Source organism: Streptomyces daghestanicus, from assembly GCF_020521275.1.
Lineage (GTDB): Bacteria > Actinomycetota > Actinomycetes > Streptomycetales > Streptomycetaceae > Streptomyces > Streptomyces griseoviridis.
This window is the reverse complement of record NZ_BNDX01000018.1, coordinates 535,132-550,851: the sequence shown is the minus strand read 5'-3', so window position 1 is coordinate 550,851 and position 15,720 is coordinate 535,132. Positions and strand designations below refer to the sequence as shown.

Genomic DNA, 15,720 nt, shown 5'->3' with positions numbered 1-15,720 from the left:
TTCCTGACAATTCGGTGGCGGGGAGCTCGGCACCTCAGCCACATGATCGCTGGCATGGCGCATTGTGCCCACGCACGCGGGGGCGCGTACAGGGCTCACGCCGGAGCACCATGCGCTCCTTCTGCGCCGGGCGCACGCCTTGATGACCGGTCGGACCGTACGCCGTGGAGGGCGGGCGGTCCGCGTCACCGCCGGCTTCGCTACGGCCGGTGCGCCGCCGCGTCCTTCGTCAGCTGGACGGCCGAGAGGAGACCGAGGCCGGGCACCGACTCCCGCAGGGTCTTCACGGCCCGTACGGAGTCGACGGGGCCTTCGTGGCCCGCCGCGGTGAGCCGTTCGTGGACCCAGCGGGCGCGCAGCGCGGCGTCCGGCACGGCCGCCGCCTGTTCCACCAGGGCCGCGGCGCGTTCCAGACCGGGCCGCTCCTCGGGCGCGGCGGCGGCCAGGGCGGTCCGCAGGGCGGTGGCGATGACGTCGGCGTCGCGCAGGACGAGGACGTTGAGTTCCAGGGGCTTGCTCCGTCCGAACATGCGCCCATGATCGGCGCCGTGCGGAGTGCGGGGCAAGGGACTTGAGGCGCTTCTGAGCCGCCTCAGCCGGTTCCCACGGGGTCGGTGTCGACGCGGCCGGAGAGCCGTTCGTAGCGCTGGCGGGCGGCCTGCGGGGTGCCGAGGCCCAGGCCGAAGGCGATCTCGTGCCAGGTCATGCCGCGGCCCCGGGCCATCCGCAGCAGCCCGGCCTCCAGTTCGTCCAGTTCGCCCCGGACCAGCGGGACCAGGCTCAGCGCGGCGGTGATGTCTGCGCGGTCCACCTCGGGTTCACCGTCGTCCGGCAGCGCCGCCCCGCTGAGCAGGAACGACACGAGCCGGACGGCCTCGTGCGGGCCGAGCATCGCGGGATGGGTCTGGCGGCGGCGCTGGGCGTCGGTGGCCGCGTGCCGTTCGGCGATCCGCAGCAGCGAGGCGTACACCCGCTGGGCGCGGGCCTCCTCCGGTCGCGGAGGCGTGAACGGGTCGGCGGGGCCGGTGGACGGCTCGGCGCCGTTCGGCGGGTTCGAGGACATGGGCACAGCCTGCACGATGAACAGAGCGATCTCAACTCTTCATGGTGAACGACTTGTTCAAAACGGTGAGCGGCCGGTCGGCTGCTCCGCCGGCCGCTCTTCCTGGTTCGGTTGCGGTCCGGCGGGCCGGGTCCGGCGCGCGCCCCGCCGGGCGCCGGGCGAGGATCGGTGGATGGGTGTCGTACTGCCGGTCCTCTTCGCGCTCCTCGCCGCGCTCAGCAACGCCACGGCCACCGTGCTCCAGCGGCGGGCCGCGCTGACCGTGCCGCAGTCGCAGGGGTTCCGCTTCTCGCTGATCGCCGACCTGCTGCGGCGGCCGGTGTGGCTGGGCGGGATGCTCGCCGTGGTCGTCGCCGGGGCCGGGCAGGCGGCGGCGCTGGCCACCGGGCCCCTCTCCCTCGTCCAGCCCCTGTTCGTGCTGGAACTGCCACTGGCGCTGCTGCTGGCCTCGCTGTCGGCCGGCCGCCGGCTGCCGCTCGCGATGTGGACGGCGGTGGCCGGGGTGGTGGTCGGCCTCGGCGTCGCCCTCGCCGCGGCGGCGCCGTACGGCGGTCATGACCAGGTGTCCGGGACGCGCTGGCTGTCCGGGCTGGTGGCCTGCGCGGCGGCGGCCGTGCTGCTGGCCGGGGCCGGGCTGCGGCGGCCGGTGGGCAAGGCGCGGGCCGGCTGCCTGGGCGCGGCCACCGCGGTGTGCTACGCGCTGACGGCGGCGCTGATGAAGGACTCCATGGGGGTGCTGGACACCCACGGGGTGACCGGTTTCTTCACCGCGTGGCAGACGTACGCGTTCGCCGCGGCCGGGGTGGCGGCCGTCCTCCTGCTGGAGCACTCCATGCAGGGCGGGCCGCTGGTCGCGTCACAGCCGGCGCTCACCCTGGGGGACGCCACGGTCAGCCTGCTGCTGGGGGTGTTCCTGTACCTGGAACACCTGCGGACCGGCTGGTGGCTGCTGCCCCAGCTGCTCGGCGTCGCCCTGGTCGTGCTGGGGGTGCTGACCCTGGCGCGGCGCGGGGTGGACCTGCGCACCGGGACCTGACCGGCCCGGCCGGGCGGTACTCCGTCCGAGTGGTGCGCCGGCTGACCCGGCCTTAGCGTCGTACTCGGACGGTGAACCGCGCGCGGTGACGGCGGTTCCTGAACGGCAGGAGCGGACATGCGCGGACATGCGATGAGGGCAGTGGTCACACTCTGTGCCGCCGCGGCGCTCGCGGCGCCCCTGGGCGCGGCCTCGGCGGCCCCGGCCACGGAGCCGGAACCGCAGCGGCACCGGACGGGCGGCCCCGTGCTCCCCGACTGCCAGGGCCGCCCCGAGGTGCGGCCCGGCGCCTACCTGCTCGCCTGCGGCGACGGCAACAGCCGGCTGGACTCCCTGCGGTGGTCGCGCTGGGACGCGCGGGCGGCGGTGGCCCAGGGGGTCAACGTGGTCAACGACTGCGTGCCCTACTGCGCGGCGGGCACCTTCCGCTCCTACCCGGTGACGGTGCGCCTGGAGGCGCCCGCGGGCGACCGGGGCGCGGGTGAGCCGCGTTTCACCCGGATCAGCGTGACGTACACCGACGGCCGGCCGGCCGGCGCCCCGCGGACGGTCAGCTACCCACTGCCCGGCTGAGCGGCGCGGCGGCCCGGGGACGGTCCGGGAGGGCCAGGCGGCAGGTGTCGCCGGGCTGCACCCGGACCGTCCGGCCGGGCAGCCGCACGTCGATGGGCAGCCGGCCCGACTCGGGCACGGCGATCTCCAGCAGGCCGTGCTCCAGCCGCAGCCGGACGCCCCAGTGGCCCCGGTAGCGCAGCGCGAACCCGTACGAGGACAGCTCCGGCAGCGGTACCGGGTCCAGCCAGAGCGCGCCGGAACGGGTCTCCAGTCCGGTCAGTCCCCGCTGGACGAGGTCGAGGGTGCCGGCCATGGCGCCGAGGTGGATGCCCTCGCCGGTGGTGCCGCCCTGGAGGTCGGCGACATCACCCTTGAGGGCCTCCTGGACGTAGGTCCACGCCTCGGCGCGCCGGGCGCGGGCCAGGACCCAGCCGTGGACCAGTCCGCTGAGGGTGGAGCCGTGGCTGGTGCGGGCGAGGTAGTAGTCGACCGTGCGGTGCCAGGTCACGTCGTCGAGGCGGTGGCCCAGCCGGGCGAAGAGGGAGCGCAGTTCGGACGGGGAGAAGAGGTAACCGAGCATGAGGACGTCGGCCTGTTTGGACGCCTGGTAGCGGTTGACGGTGTCGCCCTCGGCCTCCAGGACGCGGTCGAGGCGGCGGATGTCGCCGTGCCGGGCGCGCAGGCCCCGCCAGTCGAGTTCGGCGAGGTCGCCGTAGCCCTCGAACTGGCTGATCACACCGTCGTGGAAGGGGATGTGCAGGGTACGGGAGACCTCCTCCCACCGGTGGAGTTCGGCGTAGTCCAGCTCGGTGCGTTCGACCAGTTCTCGGCGGCGCGGCTCGGGCAGCGCCGCCAGCACCTCCAGGGTGCGGGTGAGCACCCAGGCGGCGGTGACGTTGGTGTACGCGTTGTCGTCGAGGCCGGGCCGGCCGGCGCCGGGGTACGCCTCGTGGTACTCGTCGGGGCCGACCACACCGCGGATGCGGTGCCGGCCCAGGCGGTCGTCCCAGACGGCCGAGTCGGCCCAGAAACGGGCGATCTGCAGGAGCATCTCGGCGCCCTTGGTGTGCAGGAACTCCGCGTCGCCGGACGCCTCGCAGTACTGCCACACGTTGTAGGCGATCGCCGAGCCGACGTGGTGCTGGAGGTGGGAGTGGTCCGGCAGCCAGCGGCCCGAGCGGGGGTTGAGGTGGAGCTGCTGGGTCTCCTCGCGTCCGTCGCTGCCGCTCTGCCAGGGATAGAGCGCGCCGCGCCGGCCGAGCGCGCGGGCCGCCGACCTCGCCCGTTCCAGACGGCGGTGCCGGTAGCGCAGCAGGGCCCGGGAGACCTCGGGGAAGTGCAGGTTGAGGTAGGGCAGGACGAACAGCTCGTCCCAGAAGACATGGCCCCGGTACGCCTCCCCGTGCAGGCCCCGCGCCGGGACGCCGACGTCGAGGTCCGCGGTGTGCGGGGAGAGGGTCTGCAGGACGTGGAACAGGTGCAGGCGCAGGATGGCGCCGGCCTCGCCGGGCACGTCGAGTCCGGCGCGGCGCCAGAGCTGGGCCCAGGCGGTGCGGTGGGTGCGCAGCAGGCCGTCGAAGCCGGGGGCGCACTCGACCCGGTCGACGGCGGCCCGGAGCGGGTCGCTGATCGCCGCGTCGCGTGAGGTGTGCAGGGCGACCGTCTTGTCGACGACGGCGGCGCGGCCGGGTTCCAGGCGCAGCCGGAGCCGCTGGACGGCCCGTCGCTCCTCCGCCCCGGCCGCGACCGGCCCGTCGGCGGTGAGCCGGCAGGCCAGGCCGACGCCGATGTCCGAGGTGCGGGTGCGGCAGCGCAGCCACACCGTGCCGGTGGCCGCCGCACCGGCGCGCACGTGGGTGAGGTGCCCGCCCGCCAGGTCGCGGTAGCGCGGCACCCCGGAGTTGGTGACCCGGCCGTCGAGCGCCGCCTCCACGTCGAGGTCCACGGCGTCGGTCTCGGCGGTGAACTCGGTGCGCAGGCAGGCCAGATGGGGATCGGCCATGTGCACCAGCCGGGTCTGCCGCACGGCGAGCACGCCCCGCTCGCCGAGCCGGAACCGGGTGTGCCGCTCCAGCGTCCCGGAGTCCAGGTGCACCACCTGCCGGTGGCCGAGCACCTGAGCGGTGTCCGGGGTGAGCCACCCGCCGCCGGTGGCCCGGAACCGCAGCGGCAGCCAGTCGGGCAGGTTGACCATGTCCTCGTTCTCGACCTCGCGCCCGGCGACGGTGGAGGTGAGGCGGTCGTAACAGCCGGCGACGTAGGTACCGGGGTAGTGCACGTCGTCCGCGGCGCACTCGGGCAGGGCGCCGCGGGTGGCGAAGTAGCCGTTGCCGAGCGTGCACAGCGATTCCCGCAACCGCTCCTCGGCGGGGTCGTAGCCGTCGTACTCCCAGGTCGAGGCGGCGGTCGCGGTCACGGCGGGGCTCCTTCTCGTCGGGTGCTGCGGCGGGCTCAGCCCTCCCAGGACCAGTCGGCGACCTCGGGCAGGTCGACGCCGTGCTCCCGGATGTGGGCGTGGTGGCGCAGCCGGACGTCCTCCATGTGCTGGCGGACGGCGGCGGCCCGTACGACCAGGCCGGGGACGCGGTCGATGACGTCCATGACCAGGCGGTAGCGGTCCATGTCGTTGCCGACGACCATGTCGAACGGGGTGGTGGTGGTGCCGATCTCCTTGTAGCCGCGTACGTGGAGGTGCTGGTGGCCGTTGCGCCGGTAGGCCAGCCGGTGGATCAGCCAGGGGTAGCCGTGGTAGGCGAAGATCACCGGCTTGTCGGGGGTGAACAGGCCGTCGTACTCGAAGTCGCTCATGCCGTGCGGGTGTTCGCCGCTGGGCAGCAGCCGGGCGATGTCCACCACGTTGACGACGCGGACGGTGAGGTCGGGCAGGTGCTGCCGGAGCAGCTGGGCGGCGGCCAGCACCTCCTGGGTGGGGACGTCTCCGGCGCAGGCGAGGACGACGTCGGGTTCGCGGCTGCCGTCCTCGGTGCCGGCCCAGTCCCAGATGCCGGCGCCGCGCGCGCAGTGGGCCTTGGCGTCCTCCATCGACAGCCAGTCGAAGCAGGGCTGCTTCCCGGCGACGACGACGTTGACGTAGTCGCGGCTGCGCAGGGCGTGGTCGGCGACGGAGAGCAGGGTGTTGGCGTCCGGCGGCAGATAGACCCGTACGGCCTCGGGGCTCTTGTTGAGGATGTGGTCGACGAAGCCGGGGTCCTGGTGGGAGAAGCCGTTGTGGTCCTGGCGCCACACGTGCGAGGTGAGCAGGTAGTTGAGGGAGGCGATCGGGGCGCGCCAGGGCAGGCGGCGGGTCACGCGCAGCCACTTGATGTGCTGGTTGACCATGGAGTCGACGATGTGCACGAACGCCTCGTAGCAGGAGAACAGTCCGTGCCGGCCGGTGAGGAGGTAGCCCTCCAGCCAGCCCTGGCAGGTGTGTTCGGAGAGGATCTCCATGACCCGGCCGTGCGGGTCGAGGTCCTCGTCGACGGGGAGGGTCCGCTCCTGCCATGCCTTGCCGCTGGCGGCGTAGACGGCCTGGAGGCGGTTGGACGCGGTCTCGTCGGGGCCGACGAGGCGGAAGTCGCGCCGTTCCGCGGTGGCCGCCATGACGTCGCGCAGCACGTCGCCGAGGACGCGGGTGGGTTCGTGGCGGGTGGCGCCGGGTTTGCCGACGGGGACGGCGTACGTCTCCAGCGGCGGCAGGGGCAGTTCGCGCAGCAGCAGACCGCCGTTGGCGTACGGGGTGGCGCCGAGGCGGCGGGAACCCTCGGGGACGGCGGCCATGACGGCGGGGCGCGGGGCACCCCTGTCGTCGAAAAGTTCCTCCGGGCGGTAGGAGCGCAGCCAGCGCTCCAGCTCGCGCAGGTGGTCGGGGTTGTCCCGGACGGCGGCCATCGGCACCTGGTGGGCGCGCCAGGTGCCCTCGACGGGGAGGCCGTCGACCTCAACGGGTCCGGTCCAGCCCTTCGGGGTGCGCAGCACGATCATCGGCCAGGCCGGCCGCTCGGTGGCGCCCTCCTCGCGGGCGGCGCGCTGGAAGGCGGCGATGCGGTCCAGGGCGGTGTCCATGGCACGGGCCATGGCGCGGTGGACGGCGGCCGGGTCGTCGCCGGTGACGTGGATCGGGTCGTGGCCGTAGCCGCGCAGCAGCGCGTCCAGCTCGCTCTCGGGGAGCCGGGCCAGGACGGTCGGGTTGGCGATCTTGTAGCCGTTGAGGTGGAGGACGGGCAGGACGGCGCCGTCGTGCACCGGGTCGAGGAACTTGTTGGAGTGCCAGGACGCGGCCAGCGGGCCGGTCTCCGCCTCGCCGTCGCCGATGACACAGGCGACCACCAGGTCCGGGTGGTCGAAGGCCGCGCCGTAGGCGTGGGAGAGGGAGTAGCCGAGTTCGCCTCCCTCGTGGATGGAGCCGGGCGTCTCGGGGGCGACGTGGCTCGGGACGCCGCCGGGGAAGGAGAACTGCTTGAACAGGCGGGCCATCCCGGAGGCGTCACGCGTGACGTCCGGGTAGGTCTCGGTGTACGTGCCCTCCAGCCAGGAGTTGGCCAGCACGGCCGGGCCGCCGTGGCCGGGGCCCCAGACGCACAGGGCGTCGAGGTCACGGGCCTTGATCACCCGGTTGAGATGGGTGTGGACCAAGTTGAGGCCGGGCGAGGTGCCCCAGTGGCCGAGCAGCCGCGGCTTCACGTGCTCCGGGCGCAGCGGCTCGGTGAGCAGCGGGTTGGCCATCAGGTAGATCTGGCCGACGGAAAGGTAGTTCGCGGCGCGCCAATGGGCGTCCAGGGCGGCGAGTTCGTCGTCGGTCAGCGGGTCGGGCGCCTCGTGCGGGTCGGCGGACATCGGGGGTCCTTTCCGTGTCGGGACGGCAGCCGGGCCGGGGACGGACCGTGGTGCCCGGTGCACATCCCACCACCCTGCGCGGACCAGCCGGGTACCCGGCAGGGCCGTTCGGGTCACTCACGGGCCCGAACGGTGACCGGGTGGCCGAATTTTGCATGACGTGCATGTTTGCATACCATGCAACTTATGACGGAGGGGAGCGCCGCGGGGGGCGGCCTACGGGAACGGAAGAAGCGGGCCACGCGCGCCGCTCTCACCGAGGCAGCCGTGCGTCTGGCCGCGGAGCACGGGGCGGAGAGGGTCACCGTCGAGGCGATCAGCGCCGCGGCCGGTGTGTCGGTGCGGACGTTCTTCAACTACTTCGACACCCGCGACGACGTCTTCGTCCTGACCGGGGCCGAGACCGGGGCCAACGTCCGCAAGGCGCTGCTCGCGGCGTCGGCCCGGCTGTCCCCCCTGGAGGCCCTGCGCGAGGCACTGACGGCCGAACTGGCCGAGGCCGAGCAGCGCCACGAACTGTGGCGGCTGCACGGCGAGGTGCTGCGCGCCGCCCCGCATCTGCTGGTGCGCGTGCTCGCGGCCCATCTGGCCGACGAGACCGAACTGGCGGAGGCGGTCGCCGAACGGATCGGCCCGGGCCGGGGCGCCGCCCCGCCGGGCACCTCCCACGAGGAACGGCGCAAGGCGCTGGACCTGTACCCGCGGGTGCTGGCCGCGGTGGCGGTCACCGCCGTCCGGGTCAGCGTCGACCACTGGTGCGCCCGGCAGGAGGAGCGCTCCTTCCGGGAGGTCTTCCAGGAGGTCTTCGCGCTGCTGGCCGCCGGGCTGCCCGCGCCGCCGCCCGCGTGACCCCGCCCCGCCCGGCGGACCGGCCCCGCGCCGGACCACCGCCGCGCGCGCCGGCCGGCCCGTCCCGGCCGGCGCCGCCCGACCCTCACCGGAGGACCGGCGCCACCGCCTGATCACACCGTCCGATCAGCGCGCGGCGCCCGATCGGCACCGCGCCGTCACACCGCAGAACCCGGTCAGCGCCGCCTGACCACCACAGGACCCGGTCAGCGCCGCCTGATCGTCGCCGCAGAATCCGGTCAGCGCCGCCTGATCGTCGCCGTAGAACCTGATCACCACCGTCGAAAGAGATGTCGTGACCACATCGCAGGCGCCTGTCGCCGCGCCGCCCAGTTCCATGACGCAGAAACAGATACTCCAGGCCATGTCCGGCCTGATGGCCGGCATGTTCGTCGCCATCCTCGCGGGCACCGTGGTGTCCAACGCGCTGCCGACGATCATCGCCGACCTGGGCGCCAGCCAGTCCTCCTACACCTGGGTCGTCACCGCCGAGCTGCTGGCGATGACGGCGACCGTGCCGCTGTGGGGCAAGCTGTCCGACCTGTTCAACAAGAAGCTGCTGCTCCAGCTCTCGCTGTGCATGTTCGTCGTCGGCTCGCTGCTCGCGGGGTTCTCCCACGGTGTCACCCTGCTGATCTTCAGCCGGGTCGTGCAGGGCATCGGCGCCGGCGGTCTGACCGCCCTCGCGCAGGTCGTCATGGCCGCCGTCATCCCGCCCCGTGAACTGGGCAAGTACTCCGGCATCTTCGGTGCCGTCTTCGCCGTCGGCACCGTGGCCGGCCCGCTGGTCGGCGGTGTCCTCGTCGACACCTCGTGGCTGGGCTGGCGCTGGTGCTTCTTCATCGGTGTGCCGTTCGCGCTGCTCGCCATCCTGCTGCTGCAGCGCACCCTGAATCTGCCCACCGTCAAGCGCCAGGTGAAGATCGACTGGCTCGGCGCCTTCCTGATCGTCGCCGGTGTCTGCGCGCTGCTGATCTGGGTGTCCCTGGCGGGCAACCAGTTCGACTGGGCGTCCTGGCAGACCGCGGCGCTCGTCGCCGGCGGCGTGGTGCTGCTGGTCCTGGCGGTCCTGGTGGAGTCCCGCGCCGACGAGCCGGTCATCCCGCTGGACATCTTCCGGAACCGCACGGTCACCCTCACCACGGTCGCCAGCCTCCTGGTCGGTGTCGCCATGTTCGGCGGGACCGTCTTCCTCTCCCAGTACTTCCAGGTGTCCCTGGGCAAGTCGCCGACCGTCGCCGGTCTGATGAGCCTGCCGATGATCCTCGGTCTGCTGGTGTCGTCCACCGTCGCCGGCCAGCTGGTCAGCCGGACCGGCAAGTGGAAGCGGTACCTGGTGGCGGGCTCCGTCATCATGGCCGCCGGCCTCGCGCTGCTCTCCCTGATCAGCGCCGACACCCACTTCGGGCTGCTCAGCGTCTACATGGTGGTCCTCGGCGTCGGCGTCGGCATGCTGATGCAGAACCTGGTGCTGGCCGCGCAGAACGACGTCCCCGCCGCCGAGCTGGGCGCCGCGACCTCCGTGCTGTCCTTCTTCCGCAGCATGGGCGGCACCATCGGCACCTCGGTCCTCGGCGCGATCCTCGCCAACCGGGTCGCCGACGAGATGGCCAAGGGCCTGCGGGACGCGGGCGTCGCCGGCGCGGCCGGCGGTGACTCGGGCGGCGGTGAGGGCGCCGTCCCCGACATGTCCTCGCTGCCCGCGCCGATGCGCGAGATCGTGGAACACGCCTACGGGGTCGGCACCGCCGACCTGTTCCTCATCGCCACGCCGTTCGCGCTGCTGGCGCTGGTGGCGGTGGTCTTCATCAAGGAGAAGCCGCTGAAGACCACCAGCGGCATGGAGCGGCTCGCGGAGGAGGCGGCCGGGGCCGGCAAGGGCCCGGCGGCGCCGGTCGCCTGAGCCACCGCCGGTTCCGCGCGCGGGGCCGCACGCCCGATCCGGGGTGTGCGGCCCCGCGCGCCTGTCCGGGGCGCTGGGTCAGATGCCGAACGGCGCGGCGTACCGCACGGTGCCGGCGGGCAGGGGCCGGCCGGGGTCGAGGGTGAGGGCCATGAGGGCCTCGTCGGGGACGTCGATCGTCAGGCGGATGCCGTGCGCCGAGGCGCGGCCGAAGCCGAACCGTGGGTAGTACCCGGGGTGCCCGAGGACGACGACGTGCGGCTCGTCCGCGCGCCGGGCGGCGTCGAGGGCCGCCCGGACGACCGCCGCTCCGGCGCCCGCGCGCTGCCGTTCGGGGCGGACGGCGACCGGTGCCAGGCAGAGCGCGGGGTGTTCGCCGATGTGGCAGCGGGTCAGCAGGGCGTGGCCGGCGGGGCGGTCGTCCTCGTCCACGGCGACGAGGGACAGCCCGTCGATCCAGGCGTCCGGATCGGCCCGGAGCGCGTCCACGAGGCCGGCCTCCGCGGGGGTCGGGAAGGCGGCGAGGAGGATCTCGCGGACGGCGGGACGGTCGGCGGCGGTCTCGGCTCGTGCGGTCCAGTGCTGCGGCATGGCGGGTGGCGGTCCGTTTCTCGGGGCGGTCCGGCTGAGACGGGCGGGTCGGGGAGCGGTCGCGGCGTCGGCGTCGGCGTGGACGGGGAAGACCTGGTCGAGGCCGACGGTGTGCAGGACACGCAGGGTGTTGGCGGGTACGGCGGCCAGGGCGACGGTGGCCCCGCCGGCGGCGGCGTGGTGGTGGGCGGCGATCAGCGCGGCGATGCCGCTGGAGTCGCAGAAGCTCAGCTGCCCGAGGTCCAGCACCAGGCGCTGACCGGACCGGAGGACGAGGGTGGGCAGGCGTTCGCGCAGGCGGGGGGCGGTGGAGTGGTCGAGGTCGCCGGAGAGGTGGAGAACCGGACCGGTGGGCGCGTCGCGGACGGCGATCTCGAACGGACCCATCCTCAGCGCCCCGTTGCCGGGCGGTGGGGGAACGGGCTGCCCGGGACACCGAGGGCGAGGAGCGCGGTGTCGTCGTCGACACCGTCGCCGAGGCCGTCCAGCAGGGCGGCCAGGTCCCGGACCATCTCCTGGGCCGGGAGACCCGCACGGGCGGTCACGAAGGCGTGCAGGGCCTGGTCCCCGTACAGGCTGGTGCGGTCGGGGCCGGTGCGGGCCTCGGTGAGGCCGTCGGTGTACAGGAGCAGGGTGTCTCCGGAGCACAGGGTGGTGCTGGTCGAGCTGAAGCGGGCCTGGGCGAGGGCGCCGACGAGGAATCCGCCGGGGGTGGGGAGGAAGTCGGCGCTCCCGTCGGCGCGGGCGACGAGGGCGGGCGGGTGCCCGCCGGAGGCCAGGCGGACCGTCACGGTGCCGGTGTCCTGGTCGGGTTCGAGGACGCCGAATATCGCCGTGCAGTAGCGGGGGTCACCCCTGGTGTAGCGCTCGTTCAGCACGGTGTTCAGAGTGGTGAGCGCGGCGACGGGGTCGGGGTCGTGCAGGGCGGCGGTGCGCAGGGTGTGGCGGGTCAGCGAGGTGACGGCGGCGGCCTGGGGGCCTTTGCCGCACACGTCACCGAGAAAGAACGCCCAGCTCCGGCCGCCGAGGGCGAAGAGGTCGTAGAAGTCGCCGCCGAGCTGGTCGGGGGAGGCGGTGTGGTAGTACACGGCCGTCTCCAGCCCCGGCACGGCGGGCAGTGAGGCGGGCAGCAGGGACTGCTGGAGCACGGCGAGGGCTTCCTGCAGCCGGGTCCGGTCGGCCTCGGCCTGTCTGCGTGCCTCCTCCGCCTGACGGCGGGCTTCTTCGGCGTCCTTCTTGCGCCGCAGCAGTTCCTGTTCGTAGGCACGGCGGTCGGAGGCGTCGAAGACGGTGGTGCGGATCAGCAGCGGCTCGCCGTCGCCGCTGTGTTTGACGGTGGACGAGACCAGGACCGGCAGCCGGCCGCCGCCGGCGATCTTCATCTCGAGGGCGATGCCGCTGATCTCGCCCTGCATCCGGAGCAGCGGCGCGAAGTGCGTCTCGTGGTAGAGCTTGCCGCCGACCGTCAGCAGGTCGGTGAACCGTCTGCGGCCCACCACCGCCTCAGCGTCCAGACCGAGCCAGCCCAGGAGCGTGGCGTTGATCTTGGCGATGGTGCCGTCCATCAGCGTCGAGAGGTAGCCGCACGGGGCGGACTCGTACAGTTCCTCGGCGCTGTCCTCCAGCAGCGCGGTGAACGCCACGTCCGTCGATTCCCCTTCCCCGCTCTCGCGGGGCCCGGGGTTCTCCCCCGTGCGGCACATCATCGCCGGGTCTCCAGGAACTGGAGGATGGCGGTGTTGGTGGGCTGGGGCGCGGACAGGTGCGGGCAGTGACCGGTGGCGGGGAGGGTCACCAGGGTGGAGTCGGGTATCCGGGCGTGCACATAGGCACCGACCTCCCGGGGGGCGATGACGTCGTCGGCGCATTCGAGGATCAGCGTCGGCACCGCCACCGTCCCCAGGTCGTCGCGGCAGTCGGTGAGGAAGGTGGCACGGGCGAAGACACGGGCGACCTCGGGGTCGGTGGCGCAGAAACTGTTCGTCAGCTCCTCCCCCAGCTCCGGCCGCTCGGGATTCCCCATGATCACCGGGGCCATCGTGGCCGACCAGCCCAGGTAGTTCGACTCCAGCGAGGCGAGCAGTTCGTCGATGTCCTCGGCGCTGAACCCACCGCGGTAGGCGTCGTCGTCGATGTAGCAGGGCGAGGGCGCCACCATCACCAGCGAACCGATCCGCTCCGGTGCCGCACGGGCGGCCAGGACGCCGATCATCGCGCTGACCGAGTGGCCCACGAACGCCGCCTGCCGCAGGTCCAGCTCCTCCAGGACGTCGACGACGTCCTGTGCGTAGCCGTCCAGCGCGGCGTAGCGCTCCTCGCTCCACGCCGACAGGTCCGAACGGCCGGAGCCGACGTAGTCGAACAGCACGACGCGGTAGCGGTCGGCCAGCGCGGGCACGGTCAGACGCCACATGTTCTGGTCGCAGCCGAAGCCGTGCGCCAGCACCACCACCGGACCGTCCGGACGACCGGTCACCACGACATTGTTCCTGCGGCGTACATCCATACCCCCATCCTGTCAGCGTCACCACCGGGCGGCGGCAGCGCCCCGTCTCCTCCGGGGGGACCCGGGCCCGAGCGGGTGTCAAGGAGCCGCCGCACCGGCCCCCCGGCGGGGTGGTTCCGACCGGCGCCGGCCGCTCGCGGGCGCCGGGCCCGCGAACACTGGCCGCAGGGGTGGCACGGGCCACCGGGGAGGGGGACGGCATGGCCGACGGACACGCCGACGGCGGTGCCGCCGGCGCGGCGGCGGAGCGGACGGAGCGCCGGGCCGGTGGGATGAGCCGCACGTGCGGGGGGGGGGCGTACGAACGCCCTCGCACGCCGGAGCCGTCCCTCAGTCCCGGCCGACGACGACCACCTCGTCCCGCGCCGTCCACCGGCGCCGTTCGTCCTTGGGCGGATTGATCCGCACGCCGTAGGCGGGCCCGGTCGACACGTCGGCGTGGCTCCGGTAGCCGATGGCGCACTCGCCGCGGTGCCGGGCGGCGGCCACGACCGTGGCGAAGGACGCCTCCCGCCCCGGCAGGACGTAGTCGGCGGCGGGCCGCAGGCGGACCCCGGCGCCGTCGGCGGAGAACAGCTCCTCGAACACTGCGGCCAGGAGCCGGTTCTGGGAGATCTGGGCCATGAGCAGGCCGATGAGCCTGCCGCTGACGATCACGTCGGCGCCGGGGCCGAGAGGCGCCAGCGCGCGGTTGCGGTCGTCGATCAGTTCGGTGACGACCGGCAGTTCACGCCCGGTGGCTTCCTCCATCTGACGCAGGAGCAGGAGGGTGACGAGGGTCCGGGTGTCCGGGTCGCCCGGCGGGTCTCCGGGGACGGGGTCCCGGCCGAGCACGATCACGCTGTCGTAGGAGTGGACGTCCAGGCGCCGCAGGGTCTCGGGGCGGGTGGTGTCGCCGTGGTGCAGGGTCACGCTCAGGCCCGTCCCGCGGCCCGCGTCGGCCTCCCCCACCTGCCGGGCCGTCGCGTCCCGGGGCTCCGCCACCACGTCGACGACCGATCCGGGCCGGGCGCGGCGGCGCAGCTGGTCGACCAGGAGCGGCGCCCGGCGGTTCCAGCCCAGCAGGAGGACCCGTTCCGCCCGCGCGGGCGCGGCGGGGGCGGACGCCATGACCGCCTCCTCCACCAGCGGCGCGCAGTCGCCCGGGCGGGCCGTGTCGTCGTCCCGGGAGACGGCCACGAGCAGGTCGTCCGGGGCGATGGGCGTCCGCGGCGGCGGGGCGAGCAGGGCGGTGTCTCCTCGCATCAGCCCGACGACGCTCGATGTCGGGTAGGCCAGCAGCGCGTCGCCGAACGGGCGGCCCGTCAGGCCCACTCCCCTGACCAGGTAGAACTCGTCGCCGGCGAAGTCGAGGAGTTCCTGGTGGACGAGGGAGAGGCCGGGGCGGCGGGCGGCCTGGACGATCAGCCGGGCGGTGACGGTGTCGCTCTCCAGGACGACGCCGCTCGGCCCGGCGGCGAGCTCGGCGGCCAGCCGGTACCGGTCGTCCCGGACGGCGGCGACGACGGGCGGGCGGGTCCGCTCGCCGGCCAGCGCCGCCCTGAGCGCCAGCAGGGTCCTGACCACCTCGGCGTCGGCGTCGGGCTCGTCGTGGGGCAGGACCAGCACGGCACCGGCCGTGGCCGGGCCGGTGAGCGGGAGCACGGCCGGGTCGGTGGTGGGGCCGCTGCGGCAGATCAGCCGGGTGCGTCCGAACGGGCCGGTCCGCGGTCCCAGGGCTTCCTCCATGAGGGTCTTGTCGCGGTCCGCCAGCACCACCACCGCCGCGCGCCGCTGGTTGGCGTTGGCGGCCACCAGCTCGCCCACCACGGTGAAGACCTGCTCCGACCAGCCCAGGACGACGGCGTGCCCTTCCTCCAGGACGGTGGAGCGGCCCCGCCGCAACGCGGTGAGCCGGTCCGTGAGCGCCGTCGTGATCAGGCCGACGAGCGTCGAGACGTACAGCAGGGCGACGAGCGCGAGCAGCACCGACGTCATGACCCGCAGCGGCGTGCCGGTCGCGCCGCCCAGCCGCAGGGTCTGGCCGGTGAGGCGCCACACCTGCGCCAGCCGGTCCGTCAGGGACGCCGGCGCGTCGGAGTCCGTCCACACCAGGACCGCGTTGGCCGGGACCACGACGGCCAGGCACAGCAGCGCCATCCAGCCGACGAGGGCGGCGGCACCGCGGGCCAGCGTGCGGTCGAACCAGTAACGGGCCCTGTCCCCGAGCGGAGCGCGCCGCTGCGCCACCCTTCCCCCTCCGTCGTCCCGTACGTCCGCGAGACCGGCGCCGGCGCCCACGGGAGGCGCCGCGCGGACCGGCCGGCGAGCACGGGTGTGATCACGCACGTCGTAGTGTGCTGGGCGCGTCACCGCGGCCGGCCCGGTTCGGGGCGCGTTCA

General features: G+C 74.0%; 13 protein-coding genes and 1 pseudogene. 4 read left to right on the top strand and 10 right to left on the bottom strand.

The window, feature by feature from the left end:
- Window positions 1–200: 200 nt before the first annotated feature.
- Both Sdagh_RS34980 and Sdagh_RS34975 read right to left on the bottom strand, forming a co-directional pair.
- Complete coding sequence (locus tag Sdagh_RS34980; RefSeq protein ID WP_189414238.1) at window positions 201–530, bottom strand: hypothetical protein; 330 nt, start codon at window positions 528–530, stop codon at window positions 201–203.
- A gap of 62 nt (window positions 531–592) precedes the next feature.
- Entirely contained in the window at window positions 593–1,063 is a 471-nt protein-coding gene (locus tag Sdagh_RS34975; protein ID WP_190010863.1) for a DNA-binding protein, read from the bottom strand.
- Between the two features lie 172 nt (window positions 1,064–1,235).
- On the opposite strand from Sdagh_RS34975, the gene Sdagh_RS34970 reads away from it, so the two are divergent.
- Both Sdagh_RS34970 and Sdagh_RS34965 read left to right on the top strand, forming a co-directional pair.
- Window positions 1,236–2,099 carry a DMT family transporter gene (locus tag Sdagh_RS34970; RefSeq protein ID WP_189414236.1) on the top strand — a complete coding sequence of 288 codons (864 nt, stop codon included), beginning with the start codon at window positions 1,236–1,238 and terminating at the stop codon, window positions 2,097–2,099.
- 117 nt (window positions 2,100–2,216) lie between these two features.
- Window positions 2,217–2,672, top strand: coding sequence for a hypothetical protein (locus tag Sdagh_RS34965; protein WP_189414235.1), 456 nt, complete (start codon window positions 2,217–2,219; stop codon window positions 2,670–2,672).
- On the opposite strand, the gene Sdagh_RS34960 is transcribed toward Sdagh_RS34965, so the two are convergent.
- Entirely contained in the window at window positions 2,650–5,070 is a 2,421-nt protein-coding gene (locus tag Sdagh_RS34960) for a glycoside hydrolase family 65 protein (protein ID WP_190076501.1), read from the bottom strand. The genes Sdagh_RS34965 and Sdagh_RS34960 overlap by 23 nt on opposite strands.
- 35 nt (window positions 5,071–5,105) lie before the next feature.
- Window positions 5,106–7,490, bottom strand: a complete 2,385-nt coding sequence (locus tag Sdagh_RS34955) for a phosphoketolase family protein (protein ID WP_190011959.1) — start codon at window positions 7,488–7,490, stop codon at window positions 5,106–5,108.
- Window positions 7,491–7,667: 177 nt separating this feature from the next.
- On the opposite strand from Sdagh_RS34955, the gene Sdagh_RS34950 reads away from it, so the two are divergent.
- On the top strand, window positions 7,668–8,339 hold the full coding sequence (locus Sdagh_RS34950) for a TetR/AcrR family transcriptional regulator (RefSeq protein ID WP_190076500.1): 672 nt from the start codon (window positions 7,668–7,670) through the stop codon (window positions 8,337–8,339).
- Between the two features lie 126 nt (window positions 8,340–8,465).
- On the opposite strand, the gene Sdagh_RS34945 is transcribed toward Sdagh_RS34950, so the two are convergent.
- Window positions 8,466–8,705, bottom strand: a complete 240-nt coding sequence (locus Sdagh_RS34945; RefSeq protein ID WP_190011997.1) for a hypothetical protein — start codon at window positions 8,703–8,705, stop codon at window positions 8,466–8,468.
- Between Sdagh_RS34945 and Sdagh_RS34940 the strand changes: the two genes are divergently transcribed.
- Window positions 8,677–10,242: an MDR family MFS transporter gene (locus Sdagh_RS34940; RefSeq protein ID WP_190011960.1), complete on the top strand. Its 1,566-nt coding sequence runs from the start codon at window positions 8,677–8,679 to the stop codon at window positions 10,240–10,242. The two genes, Sdagh_RS34945 and Sdagh_RS34940, sit on opposite strands and share 29 nt — an antisense overlap.
- 78 nt (window positions 10,243–10,320) lie before the next feature.
- Here Sdagh_RS34940 and Sdagh_RS34935 read toward each other — a convergent pair whose 3' ends face one another.
- The 5 genes and pseudogenes from Sdagh_RS34935 to Sdagh_RS34915 form a co-directional block, all read right to left on the bottom strand.
- On the bottom strand, window positions 10,321–10,833 hold the full coding sequence (locus tag Sdagh_RS34935) for a GNAT family N-acetyltransferase (protein WP_226536295.1): 513 nt from the start codon (window positions 10,831–10,833) through the stop codon (window positions 10,321–10,323).
- A gap of 75 nt (window positions 10,834–10,908) precedes the next feature.
- A pseudogene (locus tag Sdagh_RS34930) lies at window positions 10,909–11,220 on the bottom strand (STAS domain-containing protein); the annotation flags it as partial.
- Window positions 11,221–11,222: 2 nt separating this feature from the next.
- A complete protein-coding gene (locus Sdagh_RS34925; RefSeq protein WP_372478496.1) occupies window positions 11,223–12,539 on the bottom strand; it encodes a PP2C family protein-serine/threonine phosphatase in 1,317 nt (438 codons plus the stop codon).
- On the bottom strand, window positions 12,536–13,339 hold the full coding sequence (locus tag Sdagh_RS34920; RefSeq protein WP_189414229.1) for an alpha/beta fold hydrolase: 804 nt from the start codon (window positions 13,337–13,339) through the stop codon (window positions 12,536–12,538). Before Sdagh_RS34920 ends, Sdagh_RS34925 begins: the two co-directional genes overlap by 4 nt.
- A 330-nt stretch (window positions 13,340–13,669) precedes the next feature.
- Window positions 13,670–15,568 carry a CASTOR/POLLUX-related putative ion channel gene (locus tag Sdagh_RS34915; RefSeq protein WP_190076499.1) on the bottom strand — a complete coding sequence of 633 codons (1,899 nt, stop codon included), beginning with the start codon at window positions 15,566–15,568 and terminating at the stop codon, window positions 13,670–13,672.
- Window positions 15,569–15,720 lie beyond the last annotated feature (152 nt).